This window comes from Leuconostoc litchii (assembly GCF_008107645.1).
GTDB classification, from domain to species: domain Bacteria; phylum Bacillota; class Bacilli; order Lactobacillales; family Lactobacillaceae; genus Leuconostoc; species Leuconostoc litchii.
In genome coordinates this window covers 363,316-384,806 of the sequence record NZ_SDGY01000001.1, presented here as the reverse complement: position 1 = coordinate 384,806, position 21,491 = coordinate 363,316, and the positions used below count along the sequence as shown (strand labels likewise).

At 36.0% G+C, this 21,491-nt stretch carries 22 protein-coding genes; 2 read left to right on the top strand and 20 right to left on the bottom strand.

The features are described from left to right. Nucleotides 1-89: 89 nt before the first annotated feature. The 9 genes from ESZ47_RS01970 to xerC all read right to left on the bottom strand — a co-directional run bounded on the left by ESZ47_RS01970 (nucleotide 90) and on the right by xerC (nucleotide 8,641). Nucleotides 90-671 (bottom strand): anthranilate synthase component II, encoded by a 582-nt coding sequence (locus tag ESZ47_RS01970; RefSeq protein WP_148604285.1) that lies wholly within the window; start codon nucleotides 669-671, stop codon nucleotides 90-92. After that, a complete protein-coding gene (gene trpE, locus ESZ47_RS01965; RefSeq protein ID WP_148604283.1) occupies nucleotides 668-2,032 on the bottom strand; it encodes an anthranilate synthase component I in 1,365 nt (454 codons plus the stop codon). The genes ESZ47_RS01970 and trpE overlap by 4 nt, the downstream gene beginning before the upstream one ends. Continuing rightward, on the bottom strand, nucleotides 2,019-2,795 hold the full coding sequence (trpA, locus tag ESZ47_RS01960; RefSeq protein WP_148604282.1) for a tryptophan synthase subunit alpha: 777 nt from the start codon (nucleotides 2,793-2,795) through the stop codon (nucleotides 2,019-2,021). The genes trpE and trpA overlap by 14 nt, the downstream gene beginning before the upstream one ends. Continuing rightward, complete coding sequence (locus tag ESZ47_RS01955) at nucleotides 2,792-3,367, bottom strand: phosphoribosylanthranilate isomerase (protein ID WP_148604280.1); 576 nt, start codon at nucleotides 3,365-3,367, stop codon at nucleotides 2,792-2,794. Before ESZ47_RS01955 ends, trpA begins: the two co-directional genes overlap by 4 nt. Continuing rightward, nucleotides 3,364-4,152 (bottom strand): indole-3-glycerol phosphate synthase TrpC, encoded by a 789-nt coding sequence (gene trpC / locus ESZ47_RS01950; protein WP_148604278.1) that lies wholly within the window; start codon nucleotides 4,150-4,152, stop codon nucleotides 3,364-3,366. The genes ESZ47_RS01955 and trpC overlap by 4 nt, the downstream gene beginning before the upstream one ends. Continuing rightward, entirely contained in the window at nucleotides 4,149-5,174 is a 1,026-nt protein-coding gene (trpD, locus tag ESZ47_RS01945; protein ID WP_148604276.1) for an anthranilate phosphoribosyltransferase, read from the bottom strand. Before trpD ends, trpC begins: the two co-directional genes overlap by 4 nt. Then, a complete protein-coding gene (gene trpB / locus ESZ47_RS01940) occupies nucleotides 5,167-6,354 on the bottom strand; it encodes a tryptophan synthase subunit beta (protein ID WP_148604274.1) in 1,188 nt (395 codons plus the stop codon). The genes trpD and trpB overlap by 8 nt, the downstream gene beginning before the upstream one ends. Nucleotides 6,355-6,795: 441 nt before the next feature. Then, complete coding sequence (locus ESZ47_RS01935; RefSeq protein WP_148604273.1) at nucleotides 6,796-7,674, bottom strand: aldose 1-epimerase family protein; 879 nt, start codon at nucleotides 7,672-7,674, stop codon at nucleotides 6,796-6,798. A 64-nt stretch (nucleotides 7,675-7,738) separates the two neighbouring features. Next, nucleotides 7,739-8,641, bottom strand: coding sequence for a tyrosine recombinase XerC (gene xerC / locus ESZ47_RS01930; RefSeq protein ID WP_148604271.1), 903 nt, complete (start codon nucleotides 8,639-8,641; stop codon nucleotides 7,739-7,741). A gap of 141 nt (nucleotides 8,642-8,782) precedes the next feature. Between xerC and ESZ47_RS01925 the strand changes: the two genes are divergently transcribed. Further along, nucleotides 8,783-9,223: a hypothetical protein gene (locus ESZ47_RS01925; protein WP_148604269.1), complete on the top strand. Its 441-nt coding sequence runs from the start codon at nucleotides 8,783-8,785 to the stop codon at nucleotides 9,221-9,223. A 35-nt stretch (nucleotides 9,224-9,258) separates the two neighbouring features. On the opposite strand, the gene ESZ47_RS01920 is transcribed toward ESZ47_RS01925, so the two are convergent. From ESZ47_RS01920 to ESZ47_RS01910, 3 genes are all read right to left on the bottom strand, one after another. After that, a complete protein-coding gene (locus ESZ47_RS01920) occupies nucleotides 9,259-10,602 on the bottom strand; it encodes a PFL family protein (RefSeq protein WP_148604267.1) in 1,344 nt (447 codons plus the stop codon). A gap of 31 nt (nucleotides 10,603-10,633) precedes the next feature. After that, nucleotides 10,634-10,906, bottom strand: a complete 273-nt coding sequence (locus ESZ47_RS01915) for an ACT domain-containing protein (protein WP_148605701.1) — start codon at nucleotides 10,904-10,906, stop codon at nucleotides 10,634-10,636. A 207-nt stretch (nucleotides 10,907-11,113) separates the two neighbouring features. Next, nucleotides 11,114-11,557: a nucleoside 2-deoxyribosyltransferase gene (locus tag ESZ47_RS01910; protein WP_148604266.1), complete on the bottom strand. Its 444-nt coding sequence runs from the start codon at nucleotides 11,555-11,557 to the stop codon at nucleotides 11,114-11,116. Nucleotides 11,558-11,821: 264 nt separating this feature from the next. Here ESZ47_RS01910 and ESZ47_RS01905 point away from each other — a divergent pair, with 264 nt between their 5' ends. Beyond that, on the top strand, nucleotides 11,822-12,454 hold the full coding sequence (locus tag ESZ47_RS01905) for a hypothetical protein (protein ID WP_148604264.1): 633 nt from the start codon (nucleotides 11,822-11,824) through the stop codon (nucleotides 12,452-12,454). A 27-nt stretch (nucleotides 12,455-12,481) separates the two neighbouring features. On the opposite strand, the gene ESZ47_RS01900 is transcribed toward ESZ47_RS01905, so the two are convergent. From ESZ47_RS01900 to lepA, 8 genes are all read right to left on the bottom strand, one after another. Further along, nucleotides 12,482-13,639, bottom strand: coding sequence for a hydroxymethylglutaryl-CoA synthase (locus ESZ47_RS01900; RefSeq protein WP_148604262.1), 1,158 nt, complete (start codon nucleotides 13,637-13,639; stop codon nucleotides 12,482-12,484). Between the two features lie 128 nt (nucleotides 13,640-13,767). Then, nucleotides 13,768-15,390 carry an ABC-F family ATP-binding cassette domain-containing protein gene (locus tag ESZ47_RS01895; protein WP_148604260.1) on the bottom strand — a complete coding sequence of 541 codons (1,623 nt, stop codon included), beginning with the start codon at nucleotides 15,388-15,390 and terminating at the stop codon, nucleotides 13,768-13,770. 202 nt (nucleotides 15,391-15,592) lie between these two features. Continuing rightward, nucleotides 15,593-15,988 (bottom strand): hypothetical protein, encoded by a 396-nt coding sequence (locus ESZ47_RS01890; protein WP_148604259.1) that lies wholly within the window; start codon nucleotides 15,986-15,988, stop codon nucleotides 15,593-15,595. Between the two features lie 48 nt (nucleotides 15,989-16,036). Next, nucleotides 16,037-16,774 carry an RsmE family RNA methyltransferase gene (locus ESZ47_RS01885; RefSeq protein WP_148604257.1) on the bottom strand — a complete coding sequence of 246 codons (738 nt, stop codon included), beginning with the start codon at nucleotides 16,772-16,774 and terminating at the stop codon, nucleotides 16,037-16,039. Then, a complete protein-coding gene (prmA, locus tag ESZ47_RS01880; RefSeq protein WP_148604256.1) occupies nucleotides 16,774-17,664 on the bottom strand; it encodes a 50S ribosomal protein L11 methyltransferase in 891 nt (296 codons plus the stop codon). Before prmA ends, ESZ47_RS01885 begins: the two co-directional genes overlap by 1 nt. After that, nucleotides 17,654-18,721: a zinc-binding alcohol dehydrogenase family protein gene (locus ESZ47_RS01875; RefSeq protein ID WP_148604254.1), complete on the bottom strand. Its 1,068-nt coding sequence runs from the start codon at nucleotides 18,719-18,721 to the stop codon at nucleotides 17,654-17,656. The genes prmA and ESZ47_RS01875 overlap by 11 nt, the downstream gene beginning before the upstream one ends. Next, a complete protein-coding gene (locus ESZ47_RS01870) occupies nucleotides 18,718-19,515 on the bottom strand; it encodes a GTP-binding protein (protein WP_148604252.1) in 798 nt (265 codons plus the stop codon). Before ESZ47_RS01870 ends, ESZ47_RS01875 begins: the two co-directional genes overlap by 4 nt. Beyond that, nucleotides 19,499-21,352: a translation elongation factor 4 gene (lepA, locus tag ESZ47_RS01865; RefSeq protein WP_148604250.1), complete on the bottom strand. Its 1,854-nt coding sequence runs from the start codon at nucleotides 21,350-21,352 to the stop codon at nucleotides 19,499-19,501. The genes ESZ47_RS01870 and lepA overlap by 17 nt, the downstream gene beginning before the upstream one ends. Nucleotides 21,353-21,491: the final 139 nt, after the last annotated feature.

The following is a 21,491-nucleotide window of genomic DNA, read 5'->3' as shown; positions in this document are numbered from 1 at the left end:
TTCTTATTTGATGTAATCAACTATACAATTATTTATTATAAATGTCAACAGTTTATTAAAATAAACTATATTACATCATTAAACACTCATTAATTATTTATAGCTAAACACTCGGTTAGAGCAATGAATTTTTCAATCATTGCTGTTCCCATTGGCGTACCAATTGATTCTGGGTGAAACTGAAACCCATAGATAGGCAATGACTCATGTTGCATAGCCATCACTTCGTTGTCATCTGCAGAAATTCCTGTTACTTCAAAGTTTTTAGGAAACTTTTGTTTATCCAGAATCAGTGAATGATAACGCATAATTTGCACCATATCTTCACTCAGTAATGGAGAAGAACAAACATTAACCATTTTTGAAACCTTACCATGTCGAACCACAGACGCATGCTGAACTTGTCCACCAAAAACTTCTCCGATAGCCTGATGCCCTAGACAAATACCTAACATTGGTTTCGTATAAGCAAAATGTCGAATCATATTTTCCATCTCACCAGCTTGATTAGGTTTTCCAGGACCTGGCGAAAAAATAATACCATTTGCACGGTTAGCAATTGTATAAAGTCGTTCATCATCATTTCTCAAGACAACTAATGACGTTTTGGTGCCAATAATTTGTGCTAAATTATAGGTAAAAGAATCATAATTATCCACTAATAAAATCATCTGTCTCCTCCTAATTTTAGCAATGCTTTGGCTTTATTCAATGTTTCTTGATACTCATTTTCTGCTGTAGAATCATACACGATACCCGCTCCAGCTTGTACATATCCTTTTTTATTTTTGACAATCATTGTTCGAATAGCAATTGCAAAATCCATTTGGTTGTCACGAGATAAGTAACCAATTGCCCCTGCATAAACACCCCGCTTTACTGATTCCATTTCATAAATACGTTGTAATGCCCGTAATTTTGGCGCACCACTAACTGTTCCAGCCGGTAAAGTAGCTTTTAGAGCCTCAATCGCAGGCGTGTGTTCACGTAATCGACCACTAACTTCAGAGACCAAATGCATAATGTAACGATATTTTTGAATTTCCAGCAGTGTAGTAACTTTAACACTACCATATTCAGAAATTTTTCCAAGATCATTACGACCTAAATCAACTAACATACGATGTTCAGCAAGTTCTTTTTCATTATTTTTCAATTCTTTGGCAACTGCAATGTCCTCTTTAGCTGTTTGTCCTCTTTTTCTAGTGCCAGCAATAGGGTTAGTCGTTACGGTTTTACCACGAACAGTGACCAAACTTTCAGGAGACGAACCAATTATTTGATACTCACCATAATCCATGTAGTACATGTAAGGCGATGGATTAGTTCGCCGTAATTGCCTATAAAAATCAAACGGCTTATCTTCAAAAGTAAAACTAAATCTTTGAGATGGCACCATTTGAAACATATCACCATCTTGAATTAGTTTTTTTGTGCGGTTGACCATCGTTTTGAACTGATCTGGTGTCACATTTGATTTTGGTTTTAAATCGTGTAGTTGTACAGATACAAGTTCATCAGCAACCGGTAGTTTTAACTTATTTTCAAGGATAGTAACGATTTCATCCAAGTTTTCACGCCCAGAATAAACATTATCAACGACGATTTGTATTTTTTCCTGCTGATGATCAAAAATAACAAACGTTTCATACAAAAACAGATGACTGTCTGGCATACCCAGATCATTTTCAGGCTGATTTTTTAATTTTTCATACACAGCTATCGTATCGAAGCCTACGTAACCAATAGCACCACCTTGAAAGGGCAATTCCTCTAAACATTCATCTTCTGTAACTACCAAATCTTGTAAAGACATTAATGGATCTTTGCATTCAGTAGTTTGTCCATCAATTGTTACCGAATGGCCAACTGTGCTAAACTCATGTACCGGATCGAGCGCAATAATTGAATAGCGAGATTTTTCACTATCAGTCGGTACTGACTCTAAAAGAAAGCTACGTTCTCCGCGTAATCGAAAATAGGCACTAATAACGGTTAACGTGTCCGCATCAATCGTTTTAATTTGTCGCATTGCGTGCTCCTTTCATTTTTTGAATAAATTCAGTGAGATATGTCGTAGCATCATCAGGATGTTCTTCAATTATTTTTACAAGTGCAGAGCCAACTATAATCGCATCTGCAGAGGAGAATAATTTAGCTTGATCATAAGTATTAATACCAAATCCAACCGCAACTGGAATATCTGTCAATTCTTTTATTCTAGTGACAATTTCATTTGCTTCATTAGATAATTTGTGTCGTGATCCAGTTATGCCTAAAGAACTAACTACATAAATAAATCCGGAGGCATGTGACACAATTTTAGGCAATCGATTGCCGGATTGTAATGTCACTAGTTGAATAAATGCACGCCCGTATTGTTGCGCAATATTTATAAATGCTTCTTGTTCTTCTAAAGGCATATCTGGCATAATGATTCCCTGAACATCCAAAGATTTCATTTTACTCAAAAATTTTTCATAGCCGTATTTAAAAACTGGATTGGTGTAAGTCAGAAATACTAAAGGCACATTGGTGTCCTTACGAATCTCAGTAATTAATCTAAACACATCCTCCGTTTTTGAGCCATTTTCCAGTACTTTTTGATCAGCATTCATTATTGTTGGTCCATCTGCACTAGGATCACTGAAAGCTATACCAATTTCAATTAAATCCGCACCAGCATTTGCCATATCAACTATGTATTTTGCGCTTTTTTCAAAATTAGGATATCCGGCAACAGCAAATCCAATAAAGGCATTTTTATTTTTTAATGCTTGTGTAATTTCATTCATTTATTACTCCTTGCTATACGCACTAACTCTCGCATCTTTTCTATGTTTTTTATACCATTAACTTCTGATCCTGAACTAATATCAACCGTTTTAGGATTCAACAGAGAAATTGCTCTCTGTAAATTCTGTGTTGTTAAACCACCAGCAAGAAAATCTAAGGGTTCATTAGATTTAAAACCTTGCCAATCAAACGTTTTCCCTGTGCCAGCGCCTGCGTCAATCATACGTTTTATAGCACATGTTTGATGTTGACCGTTTGGCTTCATAACCTTAATAACCGGCAAGCCAGAATTTTGAATTTCATAAACCTGTTGCTCATTTTCTTGACCATGTAATTGAGCTACTTGAATAATATTTTTGTAAGCTAGAATTTCACTGGTTTTTTGGTTAGAAAATACGCCCACTAAGGGAATGTCTATATTCAACCTATCCCGCATTTCTTTTGCTAATTCGAAAGTTACCGACCGACGCCGATTTGGAACCAAAATAATACCAGCTAAATCTGGTTTAACTTCATTTAAGTAATCAACATCTTGTAAATGAAAATTGCCACACAACTTAATTCGTGTCATTCATGACCTCTTAATTGATTAATTTTTGCTATTTTATCTGTAGCTCGCATGAAAGTTTCACCAACTAAAATACCATTCACACCATTCTGTTCCAAGGTCTCTACATCTGTCCGATTTTTTATTCCTGATTCCGAAATGAAGAGTATATCAGCAGGCACTAGCTTGCGTAAACGAATCGTATTATTAAAATCTACAGTAAAATTTTTCAAATTTCGATTATTAACACCAATAATTCGTGCCCTTGCACTCACTGCTCGTTTAATTTCCTCATCGTTATGTGCCTCAACAATGACTGAAAGTCCTAATTTATCCGCCAAAGATAAGTACTCGCCTAGTTTATCATCAGTTAGAATTGCGACAATTAACAAAATAATTTGTGCCCCTGCCACCTTAGCTTCATAAATCATATACGGATCAATTATAAAATCTTTACGAAGTGTTGGGATATCATTTCTAGCAGCAACATCTGTCAAAATACCAAGCGAACCTTTAAAGTAACTTTCCTCTGTCAAAACACTGATTGCATCAACACCAGCATTTTTGTAATCATCAGCAATTTGCTGATAATTGAACTTTTCAGGAGACACAATTTGTCCCTTTGAGGGTGAGGCTTGTTTAATTTCGGCAATTATAGAAATATTAGACTGATTCAAATTTTTTTCAAAAGAAAAAGTATTTGAACTGGGTATATTGTTAACTTCTTTTTTCAAGCTATTAAGTGATTTTTTCTCTCGTCTTTTCAACATATTTTGTTGTGTAGCATTGACCAAATCATCTAGTATCATGGTGTCACTTCCTTAGTCACTTGTTGTAATAATTCTAATTGCTTTAGTGCTTTCCCACTATCCAATATATGTTCAGCCAATTTGATAGCATCACGAATTGTTACTGATTTTTCAGCTATCAATAATGCCATTGCAGCATTTAAAATCACAATATTTTTCATCGGTCCCGTGATAACTCCTGACAAAATATTATGTGTTATTTTCGCATTTTCAACTGGCGTACCACCACGTAATGTTTGAATAGAGACAAAATCAAAACCATAATCTGTTGGGTCAAAAATTTTCTCTTTTATTTGACCATCAGTTAGTACGACTAAATCTGTTTTCGTCGTTAACGTTACTTCATCCAATCCGTCTTGACCATGAACTAATATCGCTTTTCTGACCCCTAGCTCGGAAAATACTTTTGCTAACGGCACTAATAGTTCTTTGGAATATACCCCGACCAACATTGTTTGAGGTCGTGTAGGATTTGTTAGCGGTCCTAAAATATTAAATATCGTTCGAACTCCTAAGGTCTTTCGAATTGAACCCACGTACTTCATAGCTGGATGATACGAACGTGCAAATAAAAACGTTTGACCAGCTTGAGATAAAACACTAGTAGCTTGCTCAGGTTTCAAATCAATCATAACCTCAAGTGCTTCTAGTGCATCTGCTGTGCCTGATTTAGAGCTAGCTGCACGGTTACCATGTTTAACAACTGGAACCCCAGCTGCAGCAACTATAAAACTTGCTGTTGTTGAAATATTAAAGGTGCCCGACAGATCACCACCAGTACCAACAATGTCTATTGCATCGAAAGCTGGCTCAATCTTTGTTGCATGTGCAATCATAGCTCTTGCAGAACCAACAATTTCGGAAACCGATTCTTTCTTAACCGCTAATCCCATTAAATAGGCAGAAATTTCTGGATCAGAAACTTTTCCGTCCATAATGTCGTCCATTACCTGAAACGCATTCTCAGCACTCAAATCCTGTAATTTGATTAATTTTGACAATGCTTTTTGAATATTACTCATGAATATTTACTCCTTTGTATCGAGCAATAGCAGCAACATCTTTATCACCACGTCCACTTAAATTAACCATAATTTGCTGATCTTTTCTCATTTTTGGTGCGATTTTCATAGCATATGCTACAGCATGAGAACTCTCAATTGCAGCGACAATACCTTCAGTTTTTGCAATATATTCAAATGCAGCTACTGCTTCATCATCTGTAATTGGTACATATTTTGCACGGTTAATCTCTTTTAAATAAACGTGTTCCGGTCCAATACCAGGGTAATCTAATCCTGCAGAAATACTATAAACAGGATCAATTTGTCCATCAGTAGACTGTAAGAATTGCGATTTCATACCATGGAAAATCCCTTTTGTTCCAAGTGCCATTGTCGCTGCTGTTTGCTGGGTATTGACACCTTTACCGGCAGCCTCAATACCTATTAATTCAACTTCTGAATCGTCAATAAATTTAGCAAATGCACCAATCGCATTAGATCCTCCTCCAACTGCGGCGAGAACTGCATCTGGCAATCTTCCTGTCATCTCTAAGAATTGGCTTCTGGCTTCTTCACTAATAATTGATTGGAAATATTTAACCATTTCTGGAAATGGATATGGTCCAACCGCTGAACCAAGTACATAAAATGTATCATCAATTCTTTTAGTCCAATCTTGAAATGTAGCATTAACAGCATCTTTTAGAACTTGAGTTCCTGTTGTAACTGCGTGCACCTTGGCACCAAGTAATTCCATACGATAAACATTTAACGCTTGCCGTTCGGTATCTTCCTTTCCCATAAATATTTCAGCTTCCATACCAAACAAAGCGGCAGCTGTGGCTGTTGCCACACCATGTTGTCCAGCACCTGTTTCAGCAATTAATCGCGTTTTACCCATGCGTTTAGCAATTAAAGCCTGACCTAATACATTGTTAATTTTATGTGCCCCTGTATGATTCAAATCTTCTCTTTTTAAATAAATTTGCGCTCCGCCCAAATCTTTAGACATATTTTTCGCATAATATAACATTGATGGTCGATTTGCATAATTATCAAATAAATCTTTCAATTCCCTTTTAAAGGTTAAATCATCTTTATATTTATCAAATGCTTCTGTAACCTCATTAATTGCCGGCATTAACAATTCTGGAACAAATTGTCCGCCGTACTCACCATAGTATCCTTTTTTTGTCATTCTTTTTCCCCTTTTCTTTTTTAAGCAAATAAAAAACCGTCCTGAAAAATTTGCTTTTGCAAAAATTTCAGGACGGTTTCCCGCGGTGCCACCTGATTTCGTCCAAGTCAAATGGTAGCTAAAAAAAACCACTCGAATTAAAACGCGTCTCAACAGTTATCTAACAATAACCTGATCACTTACGTAGATCTCACGTTTGGCAGTACTGAAGATTTCTCTCGTTCAACCAACCCTCAACGGTCCATTTGCCATGTTGCGTTCGGCCCTACTTCCAGTAACAAGGACTCCCTGTACGTGCACACATGGTTTGATCTCCGTCTCAACGGTTTATGACGTTTTTATGTTAAACCCAGTTTAAAACATTATGATAGAAAAAGCAACATAAAATTCATAATTCTAATAAAAAAACATTGGTATTAAAATATCAATGTTTTTTATCGATTAAAAGAATCGCAAACTATACGTGCCATTGAATGTATCGCCAGCAGCCAAAACATTCGAACCAAACTTTTCTTTAAAGTTGCCTGTTGCGTCTACTGTGTCAGCCAATCCCCACCATGGTTCAAGAGCTATAAATGGTGCCTGCTTACCTGCCGGTGTCCAAACACCAATAAATTGTGCATTATCTAATGTCATACGCAATCCATGTTGGTTAGCCAAACGAGCCAATAAAAATGATGTTTTTTGTCGATCAAGCTTCAAAATAATCGCATCATCATGATAATCTTCTTGGCGTAAACGTAATGGAATGCTAGCATTAAATGGTGTCGGATGGTTAGGATTGGAGTATGGCCCAACTAAACGTACACGATCATATACCTTTTCTGGCTCAATTGATAAGTAATAATCTGAGAATTTTCCACCGTCTAATGGCAAATTAAAAGCAGGATGCCCACCAACACTGAAGAATAATGTTTCTTCTTTATCTGGATTATGAACGATATATGCAATATGCAGTGTATCGTCATCCTCTAATTCATAACTAATATCAAATTGAAATTTAAATGGATACACACGATGTGTTGATTCCGTGTCGACAATTCGAAAAACGGCTTTATTTTCACTTTGTTCCACAACATCAAATAGCATGTTACGTGCAAAACCATGCTGATTCATATAATATGTTTCGCCTGCCACTCTAAACTGATCGCCACGTAGACGTCCAACAATAGGGAACAAATTAGAAGCATGACGACCCCAATATTTAGGATCGCCTGTCCAAATATATTCTATTTCAGCTTCTTTATGCCAAACACTTGTTAGTTCAGCACCTTCTGGATTAATTTTTACGATGAGATGTTCATTTTCTAGGGTTATCATAGTCTTTATTTTACTATCTTTTTGTGGATTTGTGAAGCGCTTGATAAACTAATTTTGTAACCGGTTACTCAGTAGCACGTGGAAAAAAATTCCGATAATTTTCCTGCAAACTTTCACGAGTGACGTGTGTGTACATTTGCGTTGTAGAAAGATTAACATGGCCTAATAATTCCTGCACAGTCCGCATATCTGCGCCTCGGTTCATTAAGTGGGTAGCAAAAGTATGGCGCAACATATGAGGATAAATCTTTCCTGTTAATGTCGAACGTTTCATTAATTGATTGAGAATGTATGTAATGCCCGCAGTGGTAATTTTTTCTCCACGATGATTGACAAAAACAAATTCGTGATTCTGCTTCATAGTTAGTGAAGCCCGCAAATCATTTATATATTTTTTCATGATATCTTCAGCAAAATGTCCAAAAGGTACATAACGATCTTTATTCCCCTTACCATGAATCAAGACCAACCGCTGAGAGAAATCTAATTGGGATAATTCTAATCCCGCAATTTCAGACACTCGTGCCCCCGTTGCATACAAAAATTCTAATAAAGCTGCATTTCGTTCCCAGAAACGATCTTCTTGATTGTAAGCTACATCAAACAATTCACGTATCTCATCCTCATAAAAAAACTCTGGTAACTGATTTTGATGCTTTTTAAGCGACACATTATCAAAAGGATTATCAGCAGCAAATTTATTTGTAATTAAAAATTGATAAAACATCCGCATACTACTAATTTTCCTAGAAATAGTTGTACGAGCTAATTTCTGCTCATACAAATCACTTAAATAAACACGAACATCTAAAATTTGCACCTCACTAAATGTTGTAAACCCACCATTACTCATTAAGTAATTTTTAAATTCAGCAATGTCGGTCAAATAGGCTTTCAAAGTTTGTACCGAATATTGTCGCTCGGATTGTAAATAATCATGATAAAGTTGTTCTTCTTGTATTGCCATACTTTAATTATACTATGCATTGAAAAGATTAAGAAGAATTAAATTTGTTTGCAATCATATAAACTCACCCAATTTCGATGATAAATGTCGTATAGTAAAGCTAGTACCTAACAATTAACGTTGAAGATATGGAGATTAAATATGAAAGTACCCGTATATAGCCCAATAGAGCAATTACGTGAAAGCGTAACAAAACTACAAAACAAGGCACTACTAAGTATTGCTAATTTCCGAACAAATGTCTTAAAAAATCGCGATAATAGAAGTCATCAAATTGCTAAACCAGCAAAAACTCGTGAAATTTCTATTGTACCGTATGAGGCAACACCAAAAGCAGTTGATATGGATAGTTTTGCTTATGCTCTTGAAGCCGCCATTACGGAAAGTGACGCACCAAAAAAATCTCATTTTAGTATTTCAAATCATATCAAAAATTTTTTCTACCATCCACTCCGAATTTTAGTTGCTGTAATTATTTTAATTTTATTGACATATATAGCAATTATGTTTTCAAAGGCTATCTCGACAAATCAAACCCCAATTACTGAAACTCACGTACACCATTCTCAAAAAACACAATAAAGAAGCCGTGATAATAATCATCACGGCTTTTTTTACTAATTTTTGAATGAATGAATTGGTGCAGGAATGTGCCCTCCTCGATTGATAAAGTCGGCACTGGACTTTTCAACAACTGGCATAACAGGAGCAGTTCCTAACAAACCACCATAATCAACCATATCACCAACTTTTGTACCTAATGTTGGTAAAATACGAACAGCAGTAGTTTTGTTATTTTGAACGCCAATAGCTGCTTCATCTGCAATCATTGCGCTAATTGTTGTGGCGCTAGTGTCGCCAGGAATTGCAATCATATCAAGTCCAACAGAACATACGGCAGTCATAGCTTCTAGCTTCGATAATGTTAGCGTACCAGCTTTTGCAGCATCAATCATTCCCGCATCTTCTGATACTGGAATAAATGCACCAGATAGACCACCGACACGCTGAGAAGCCATAACACCACCTTTTTTAACAGCATCATTCAATAACATCAATGCTGCTGTTGTACCATGTGTACCGACTTGTTCAAGACCTATTTCTTCTAATACTTCAGCTACTGAGTCACCTCGAGCAGGTGTAGGAGCCAAGCTCAGATCAACTATTCCAAACTCTACACCTAGTCTCTCTGCAGCCAATGCACCAACCATTTGACCAACACGTGTAATTTTAAAAGCTGTCTTTTTAACTGTATCAGCAACAACTTGAATTGATTCACCTTTTACTTTTTCCAAAGCACGTTTCACAACGCCGGGACCTGAAACACCAACATTAATCACAACATCAGCTTCGCTAACACCATGAAAGGCACCAGCCATAAAAGGATTATCCTCAACAGCATTTGCAAAAATAACTAATTTAGCATTCGCTGTGTCTGACTTTTCAGAAATTCCTTTAACAGTTTCACCCATTAACTTAATAGCATCCAAGTTAATACCTGCTTTAGTTGATCCGATATTGACACTCGACATTACCAAATCCGTTTCTGTCAAAGCACGCGGTAATGATTTAATTAATGCAAGATCACCATTAGCAAAACCTTTTTGCACTAATGCTGAGTAACCACCAATAAAGTCCACGCCAACCGCCTTGGCTGCATCATCTAAGGCATGGGCATAGTACAGCATATCATCCGGTGTTGCATGTCCAGCAATAAGTGCAATCGGTGTCACACTAATACGCTTATTTGTAATTGGAATACCATATTCACGTTCAATTTGTTCAGCAACTTTAATCAAATTTTTAGCATAAGTTGTAACTTTATTATAAATATTTTTTGCAGTCTGCTGTGGATCCCCTGCGACTGTGTCAAGCAACGAGATACCCATCGTGATTGTACGAATATCTAAATGCTCCTCTTCGACCATATTAATTGTTTCTTGTATTTGCTTAGTTTCCATGACTTCTCCAGCTGGTTCAATAAAAGTTTTTTTACACTTTACTCATTGCATCAAAAATTTCTTCACGTTGCGTATGTATCGTAACACCGAGACTTTCCCCTAGTGTATTTAAATCATCTTGCAATGCATTAAATTGACCTTCTAGTTCTTCTAAACTAACCAGCATACTCATTGTAAAAATATCGCCCATTATTGTTTGTGAAACATCCAAGATATTGATGTTATGTTCAGCTAACGTTTTAGAAACTCCTGCAATAATGCCTGGCTTATCTTTACCAACAACTGTTACAACCGCTTTACTCATTGTCATACAATCTCTCCATTAAATTTACTGTTAACATTATACCAAATTATTGTACGAAATATTCAAAAAAACGAATAATTATCGAACAACAATGGTATTTATTCGTCCTATGAAATAATTATCACTACTCAAAACTGATTAATAAGCAAAAGCACGTCATTATTTTAGTCACTTAATTAGTTAAAATAATAACCATGCTCTTCATTTTTAAAAAATTTCACCACTAAATTCGATTCTAGGGGTATTGTCAAAATCATATGTTTCTAAGTCAGAAATTTCTGTAATATAGGCTGTTAAAGGCATTCCCATCATCAAATTCACAGGACCAGTCTTCTCTTTTACAACAATAACTGGTATATTTTTGGCTGCAGCATAACCAAATTCCCAAGCCGTCCCAGGATCAACTTCTTGCCCAACATAATCGATCACAGCAACCATGACGTCAGCCTCGTTAATTGCTTCAACATCGCCATTATATGTTGCAACACGCCATTCTGGACCAAACATTTCAAACTCTTCATGCTGATGTTTACGTGGTGAAAATACAGCGCCTAAGGTTTTATTAGCTTCTAAGGCTTTTTCAACACGCTCAACACGGTCAATTTGTTCTTCATCGAAAAATGGACTCGCAAGGTAAACTTTTTTTGTCATTTTTAACTCCAATAATATTTAATAATTTCAGTATAACATATCTTTATATAGACATAATCAGTCATCATCAAACAAAAAAGCATGTTTAACAATATAGCTCCACTAGTTATATTATTATTTATCTCTTACTTTTTTACTTGAAACGCGACTACATTTTAGATATAATATTCTTGCAAGCGCTTAACTATTATGGTGATGTGTGCCGAGACACGCTTCATCGGTTAAGTGCTTTTTCATTTATATAAATAGCGGGGGATTAAGATAATGATATTTATCTTTATAATTTTATTTCTATTGAGTATATTGCTAGTCGGATTTACTATACAAAATAAGCAACGATATGGCACTTTCATCGTACCGTTAATATTTACACTGCTATGTGTTAGTGGCACTATTATTTCTGGCCTACAATTACCAGCAGCAATACAAAAAATTCAGAAAAAAAATGTTGCAAATTCTAGTTTACAAAACAATACGAACTCAAAAAATCAATCATCCTCAAATTTAAAAAATAACAATACAACTGAAATATCAGATATTACAACCAAACAACAACAAGCCAAACTTAGTTTACAGGAAAAAGAGCTTACTCAAAAACTTGATACAGCCTATAATAAGATCGGTGATGTAAGTTTCATTTCTGATACCAAAACTTTCCAACTCAAAATATATAGTGGTTCCGAATTAGCTCAATCAATTTCTCAAATAGAAAATGACCCTAGCCTTGCCGAAGAAGCACATTGGTCTGATTTTACCAACTCGCTGATTGAAACATCAAAAAATATTAACAAATCATTTAAATCTGGCTACACTTTTGAACTTATGGGAGTTAATGACAGTAATAAAGTACTATTTTCCGCTAAGGATGGTCAAGAAATTAGTTCTATCACAAAATGAAGAGATGCCTAGGCATCTCTTCATTTTTTAGTTATATTGTCTCTCACCATTTTTCCAACCTAAAAACTCAAAATATTCTTTGTTTTTAAAATCAGAAGTAACGTTTCTATGAGAATCATAAAGTTGATCACTAAATATTTTTTCATACTCATCAACTGATACTTTGATGCGTTTAGCTAATTTTTTTTCAATAACATTTCCCAGCACATACTCATGAAAATTTTCTTGTAAAGTTATTGAATACAGCTCAGCTTCTGCACCAGATCCATAACTAAAAATCGCAAGTCGGTCGCCGCCTGCTAATTCCTGACCATAAGTTAATAGCGATAGCAAACTCAAATACACTGATCCAGTGTACAAATTACCTACATCACGACTGAATTTTTGGCTTGCTATCAAATTTTCCGACAATAATTCTTGGCGTGATTCGTTAGCCTCATTTATGATTTGGCTAAATGCTTTTTTACCCATTTTTGTATATGGCAAGTGAAAGGCAAATCCCAAAAAGTCGTCAAGCACATAACCCGTCTGTTGCTGATAACGTTTCCATAATGTCAAAAACATCTCTTTGTAAATGTCTGTCGATAGATGTCCATCGACAATAGCCTCAGAACGATCAATTGGTCGCCAAAAATCAGCAACATCTTGACTCATATACACAGAATCAGGATTGATAGCTGCTATTTTAGGATTCTTTGCAATAATCATGGCAATAGCACCACCACCTTGAGTAACTTCTCCCGGTGTTCCTAAACCATATCTTGCAATATCTGATGCGATAACTAATACACGTTTATCCGGGTGTGTTGCGACATAGTCTCTCGCCTGCATTACCCCGTAGGTTCCTGCATAACACGCCTGCTTAATTTCAATTGTTCTTGAAAATTCAGATAGTTTCAGTAATTTTTGAACATATAATGCACTAGATTTAGAATTATCTATACCAGATTCAGTTGCAAAAATAATCATGTCGATATTTTTGCGATCATCTTCTTCAACAATTTGAACGGCAGCGTTGGCACCCATGGTAACAACATCTTCATAATTCGGAATAACTGCTTGTTTATCTTGTCCAATACCAATAGTATATTTATCAGGATCATCACCACGCTTTTGCGCTAGATCAACTAAATCTAATACATATTCGGATGTATAAAATGATAATTTATCAATTCCAATAGTCATTACAATTCCTCCAACACAATATTTCAAACAGAAAAATCGAGTTAGTAAACAGCCAGTTCAAAATTCACACTATATCAGCGCGCGCTTTTGTAATAGCTCACTAAATCGATTTTTATTTTAATTGATGCTTAGTAAAGTTCATCAACTTTATTTTGAATGCTTTCATTATTAATAAATTCATCATATGTTGTGTCAACGCGATCCACAACACCTTTTGAAGAAACTTCAACAATATGGTTAGCTGTTGTTGCCAAAAACTCATGATCGTGTGATGTCATAATTATTGAACCCTTAAATGCAATAACAGCATCGTTCAATGATTGAATTGACTCAAGATCGAGATGATTTGTTGGATCATCCATCAATAGTACATTTGCTTTTAATAGCATCATCTTTGCTAATACAATACGAACCTTTTCACCACCAGACAACACATTGATTTGCTTTAATGAATCATCACCACGGAATAACATTTGCCCAAGCATACCTCGAAGACTAGTGTTGTCTTTTTGATCTTCTTCTGCAAAGTCACGTAGCCAGTCTAAAATGGTTAGATCTTGATTTTCAAAATTGTCATTCAAATCTTTCGCAATATACGATTGGGACGTTGTTACACCCCAAGTCACAGTACCTTCATCTGGTTCTAGCGTGCCAGCTATAATTTGCATCAAAGTTGTTGTTGCCAGATCTGAACGCGACAAAATAGCAATCTTATCGTTTGGACGTCCAATAAAAGATATATTGTCTAGTACTTTCTCGCCATCAATGGTTTTTGAAATATTTTCAACACGAACCATATCGTTTCCAAGCTCTCGATTAATAGGAAAACTAATAAAAGGATACTTACGTGAAGAAGGCTTAATATCATCTAATGTTATTTTATCCAACTGCTTTTTTCGAGCAGTAGCTTGTTTTGATTTAGACGCATTTGCCGAAAAACGTGCAACGAACTCTTGTAATTGCTTAATTTGTTCTTCTTTTTTAGAATTTTGCTGAGAAGCCAAACGTTGTGCTAACTCAGAAGATTCACGCCAAAAATCATAGTTACCAACAAATTGTGTGATTTTACCAAAATCGACGTCCAAAATATGTGTTGAAACAGCATTCAAGAAATGGCGATCATGTGACACAACAATTACTAAGTTTTGAAAATCAGCCAAGAAATCCTCTAACCAGTTAATTGTTTGAACGTCTAATCCGTTCGTCGGCTCATCTAAAATCAAGATATCGGGGTTACCAAACAACACCTGAGCCAATAACACCTTTACTTTGTCATTTTCAGTTAATTCGCCCATTAACGTATCATAAACATCATCATTGATACCTAATTTACTTAACAGTTGTCCCGCTTCTACTTCAGCATTCCAACCATCTAATTCTTCGAATTCGGCACCCAAATCAGCGACACGAACACCATCCTCATCATTAAAATCAGGCTTGGCATAAATTGCATCCATTTCAGTCTTAACTTCATATAGACGCTTATGACCTTGAATAACAGTGTCCAACACCGTGAATTTGTCAAAAGCAAAGTGGTCTTGTTGCAAAGACGACATTCGTTCGCCATCACCAATGGAAATTATACCTTCCGATGGCTGTAACTCTCCTTGCAATAACTTTAAAAACGTTGATTTTCCAGCACCGTTAGCGCCAATAATCCCATATGTATTACCAGGTGTTAATTTCAAGTTAACTTCCTGATAAATTTTAGGTCCAGAGAAACTAAAACCCATGTCTGAAACTGTAATCAATGTAAAATCCTCCAATTAAAAAATGTAAAATAGTATCACCATACATCAACAATTATGAAGATAAAACAGCTACTATCCAACAAATATGTAAAATACCTTATACCAGTGTAACAGAAAAAGTGCGATAAATCGCACTTTTTCTAGATAATCTCGACAATAAACACAAGTCACAGCGTCAAACTACTGTCCTGTGTTTATTTTATTAAACATTACTATTCAAATCACGAAAACCATTTTCCACAGGAATTTGATTTTCATCAGGGTCATCACGTGTATCACCAAAAAAGGTAAACAAACTCAATACAATATACATTAGTCCGAAATAAAAACCATATTGACGAGATACTAGATGCAGTGCTAATGTTGAAATACCAGAAAAAATGACAGGTAAAGCAAGCATGATAAATGGTGATAGACCACGTCTTCGTATACTATATCCTAAATACAATGTATACAACCCGTTAATCACTAAGTAAAACCATATCACTTTATGCAAACCACTCATTCCTAGTAGTCTACCAATAAATGGTAATAGTAGGCCACATATAATCGCTCCTAGCCACTGATACCCGTAGTATTTTTTGAATATCTTTAGCATCACTTCACCACCTACAATTATCTCATTTACTTATTATATTATAGCTAATTATCGCAATTCACGCAATACACTGATAGCTGACATAGTATATAGTGGGGCTGTCTCTGCACGTAATATTCGAGGCCCTAGCCCAGCTAGTGAAAAACCGTGTATTTGTAATTTATCAACCTCAGTCTCAGTCAGTCCACCTTCAGGGCCAAAGACAACCATGAATATTTCATCTGACGGCACCTCTGAAACAGCTTTAATGAGCATAGATGTTTCGCCATCGCGAGCCGATTCTTCCCAAGCAACAATGCCCGTATGTTTTGGACTTAGTAACATTTCTTGCCAAGTTAAAAATTCGATGCTTGGAATAATTAAGCGATGTGCCTGCTCAGCAGCAGCTTGGGCAATCTTTTTAAACCTTTTTAACTTTTTATCTTGTTGTTTTTGCCAATCGACCACAGTCCGTTTCATTGACGTAAAAATAATTTTGTTTACACCTAGTTCGGTCGCTTTTTGAATAAACCAATCTGAGCGATCATTTTTTAATGGTGACACTACTAAGGTTACTTGAACCGGTAATTCGACATCTGAGTGATACTGATTAATAACATTAATATTAATAGTTTCTGAATCTACAGAAACCACTTCACCGACAAAAATTTCTAACGAATCACTAACAAATTCAGCTTTGGAACCAACTTTAGCTCTCAAGACCTTACCAAAATGATTGAAAATATCATTACCAGCTTTTAATTTAATCGTATCAATTATGGGCTTATTTAAAAAATAACGTTGCATTAGTCACATTCCTTTTTTGCAATGAATGCATGCCAATCGCCCATTATAGTATGTTGAAATATTGTATAACCAGCCTGCTTTAATTGTTGTTCAATGGGTTTAGCAATCGCATCATAAATTCCTGAAACTAAAAAATAACCATTTGGTTTTAAAAGAGTCCAAGTTTGTGGAATAAGTCTCTCAATCACATCTGCCAAAATATTTGCAACAATCAAATCTACAGGTTGTTCAATAGAAACTTTGGCTAACAAATCACTGACCACAACTGAAACATCGTTGGCAATTGGATTTAAGGCCAAATTTTCTTTAGCAACACTAACTGCCATCTCGTCTATATCTGTCGCTAAAATATCAGCGACACCAAGCTGTTTTGCCGCCACTGATAGAACTCCTGACCCTGTTCCAACATCTATCATGCTTTCATTACCACGAGTAACCACTTCTAATGCTTGAATCATCAAACGAGTTGTTTCGTGAATTCCTGTACCAAATGATAATTTAGGATCCATAATAATCGGATATTCGTCTTTCTGACATGGTACAAAATTCTCCCACGAAGGTACTATTGTGAAATGCCTAGTAATTCGCGTCGTATGATAGTATGATTTCCAATTATTTTCCCAATCTGACTGTGAAACACCATTTAAGTCAATAGTAGCTGGTTGTGCATCAATATTGAACTTTGCCAACTGCTTAACTGAATTTTGAATATTTTTAACAGTTTCAGGCAACTTTGAATTATCCTCATAATAGGCTGTAACCTTTGCTGGGAAACTATCATCAATTATTGCCACACCATCAGCGCCCACTGTCATTAAGATATCTGCAACTGCTTCAATTGCTTCAACATTCGTCGAGACAGTAACAGCTTGCCAATTATTATTCGTCATACTTCACCACAACTTTTCCGATCATCCGATTCGTTTCAACATCTTTTGTAGCCGCTCGGATATTATCAACAGTCAATCCATAATATGTTTTGGTTAATGTTGTCTTTATTTTGTTATTGTCAAGAAGAAAAGCCACCTGATCTAATGCATTACCTTGAATCTGCATGTTCACACCATAGTTTCCTTTTGCAAACATGAATACCCAATTAAACTGAGCCCCTATATTTTTTAATGGCCCCATGTCAATAGGTTTAGTTGTTTCAACAATTGATGCTATTCTACCAAAAGGCTTAATAGCTGCTAACACAAGCGACCAATAATAGTTCGTATCCTGTAAAATAGCAATATTATCTACCTTTGGATGTTGAATCTTACGTAGTTGTTCACCCAAATCTTGATGATAATCTAATATAAAATCAGCACCTAGTGATTTCACCCAAGTTACAGATTCGGTACGAGAGGCAGTAGTAATAACTGTCATACCGACGTACTTCGCAAGCTGTATTAACACAGATCCAACACCACCTGCACCATTCAGAATTAAAATAGTATGCCCTACTGCGCTATTTTCTTTAAGTTCATATCCTAAGGCTTCGTTTAGAATTTCATATGCCGTAATTGATGTTAAAGGCATTGCAGCAATTTCTTCATTTTTCAGTAATGAAGGCGCATGACCTACTAACTCTTCATGGACCACCTGAAATTCTGCATCAGAACCAGCTTCTAGTTGAGAACCAGCATAATAAACTTTATCTCCTACACTAAAGCGAGATACATTTTGGCCAACCTCAATGACTACACCTACTGCATCAAATCCTAAAATACGAAACTCTCCATCATTAGCATAGTTAGCTCTCATCTTAGTGTCGACAGGATTGACTGAACTGGCTAAAACTTTAACCAATAATTCATTTTTACTCGGTTGTGGTCGTAAAATTTCTTTCTCAATAAAGACATTAGGTGTGTCAATTGTTAATGAATGTTCAAATCCAATGGCACGCATTTTATGATTTTGGCCAAAAGGCCAAATATTTTTAATTTTATCTAATAAGTTCATTCTGATAACCCACTATTCAAAATATTATTTAGCGTTTGCTTCGATACTTTATAACTTGGTCGGAAATTTTTGTGTTCATACAGCATGGGCATTGTCATTACTTTAGCAGTTGCGGTTGGTATCTTATTTTTTAAAACATTATCCCAATTATTAGCAATCATGGCATACTCTACTAAACGCAGTTGATCAGAAGATAACTTAGCAGCCTGCTCCGACTTCGTTTGTAATTGCTTTTCAACTTGTCGTTGCACCTTCTTTTGGGCAGCTGGCAAATTGACAGGTACAACACGATACCTAACTTTTGCATTATGGTATCGATCATAAGTTACCTCTAAAATTTTATAGTTACGATCATATTTTATAGTACGAAGATACCTTTGTGACAACTGGTTAATCACTGCTTTCTTTTCATACTTATGACCATCAAATGTAACTGAATCAGCAATCTGACCACCACTTTCCCAAGCTTTTTCAACGCTAGTAGCGATTTCATTTTGCCATTCATTGTTTGTCAGACTAACGATAGTTTGAGTACTTTTATAGTTTGAATGTCCAGTTAATCCAAATTGTAAGGCAACCGGAGCATCTCGATGCAAAGCCTTTACACGAGATTTTTGAGAAATACCATCAAAATTAAAAACAATTCTAGCCACAGTTATACTGATAACTATCACCATAATCAAGACTGATAAAAGCGCAAAAAAAACTATTTTATAATCTGTTTTTTTTGCTTGTGTTGACAAATTACGTGCCAATCTAGATTGCTTTTTCTTTTTATTAGTTTCCTCGAGCATATTGCGCATCGTCCTCTGTTTTAAGCACAGCCATAAAGGCTGCTTGTGGCACATCAACGGAACCGACAGATTTCATACGTGCTTTCCCTCGCTTTTGCTTATCAAGTAGCTTTGCACGTCTGTCTGGATCACCTGTATGAATTTTTGCAGTGACATCTTTTCGATAAGCTTTGATATTGGTACGAGCTAATATTTTCGAACCAATAGCCGCCTGGACAGGTATCTCAAAATTCTGACGAGGAATAATTTCCTTTAATTTAGAAGTAATTACTCGGCCACGTTCAGCCGCAAAATCACGGTGAACAATGAAACTTAAAGCATCAACTTTTTCGCTATTCAATAGAATATCAATCTTAACCAAGTCAGATTGACGATATGTAGATAGTTCATAGTCTAGTGACGCATAGCCACGCGTGCTTGATTTTAATTTATCAAAGAAATTAAATATAATTTCTGACAGTGGCATATAGTATTTAACATTAACACGTGTTTCATCCAAATATTCCATCGTATCAAACTCACCACGCTTACGTTGCGCGAGTTCCATTACCGCACCAACATAGTCATTTGGAACCATAATTTGCGCATAAACATAGGGTTCTTCAATATACTTCACTTTTGATGCTTCAGGCATTTCAGAAGGATTTTCTATTTCAACTGTTTCATCATCATTCGTCACAACACGATAAGTAACAGAAGGTGCTGTCGTTACCAAATCTAAGTCAAACTCACGTTCTAATCGTTCCTGAATAACATCCATATGAAGTAATCCAAGAAAGCCAACGCGATATCCAAATCCCAGTGCTTGAGAGGTTTCTGGCTCAAAAGTTAGCGCGGCATCATTTAACTGTAGCTTCTCCAGTGCTTCACGAAGATCCGTATATTTGGCATTGTCGGACGGATACAAACCAGAATAGACCATCGGTGTCATTGGCTTATAGCCCGGTAACGGCTCACTTGCTGGATTATTAACTAGTGTAATTGTATCTCCTGAGTGAGTAGTATGAATATCTTTAATGGCTGCAGTAAGATACCCAACATCTCCAGCCATTAAATAATCACGTTTTTGTGCATCAGGTGACATCACCCCAACTTCTGTCACCTCATATTCAGCACCAGTATTCATCATACGAACTTTATCACCAGGTTTTACAATACCTTCCCGCACACGCATATTAACAACCACACCGCGATAAGCATCATAAGCTGAATCAAAAATTAAGGCTCTTAAAGGTGCATCAATATCACCTTCTGGTGCCGGTAAATCGGTCACTATTTTCTCTAGTAGTTCAGGAATCCCTATACCTTTTTTTGCGGATGCTAATACTGCATCAGATGCATCAATTCCAATGACATCTTCAATTTCTGTCCGCACTTTTTCAGCATCAGCAGCTGGTAAATCGATTTTATTGATTACTGGTAAAATCTCTAAATCATTATCCAGCGCTAAGTACACGTTGGCTAAAGTTTGTGCTTCAACTCCTTGTGACGCATCTACAACAAGTATTGCTCCTTCAGCAGCAGCTAAAGCACGGGAAACTTCGTAAGAAAAATCAACGTGTCCAGGCGTATCAATCAAATGAAAAATATACGTTTCACCATCATGCGCATCGTAGTGTACTTCAACAGCATTCAACTTAATTGTAATACCACGCTCACGTTCCAAATCCATTGTATCGAGCAATTGATTTTGCATATCACGTTCAGCGACAGTATGTGTCTGTTCCAAAATACGGTCCGCTATAGTTGATTTCCCATGATCGATGTGTGCAACAATTGAAAAATTACGTATATGCTTTTGTCTGTTTTTTAGTTCATTTAAATCTAATTCTGTCATAAGTTGGCATTTTTTCTTTCAATTTTATCTCTATTCAATTCTACCATAAAGCCTGTGATTACTTATCATAAATGATATTTCAGTAGAAAAAATTCTGGGATATTTTACTCATTGAAAAAGGAACTCAGCTATCACTAAG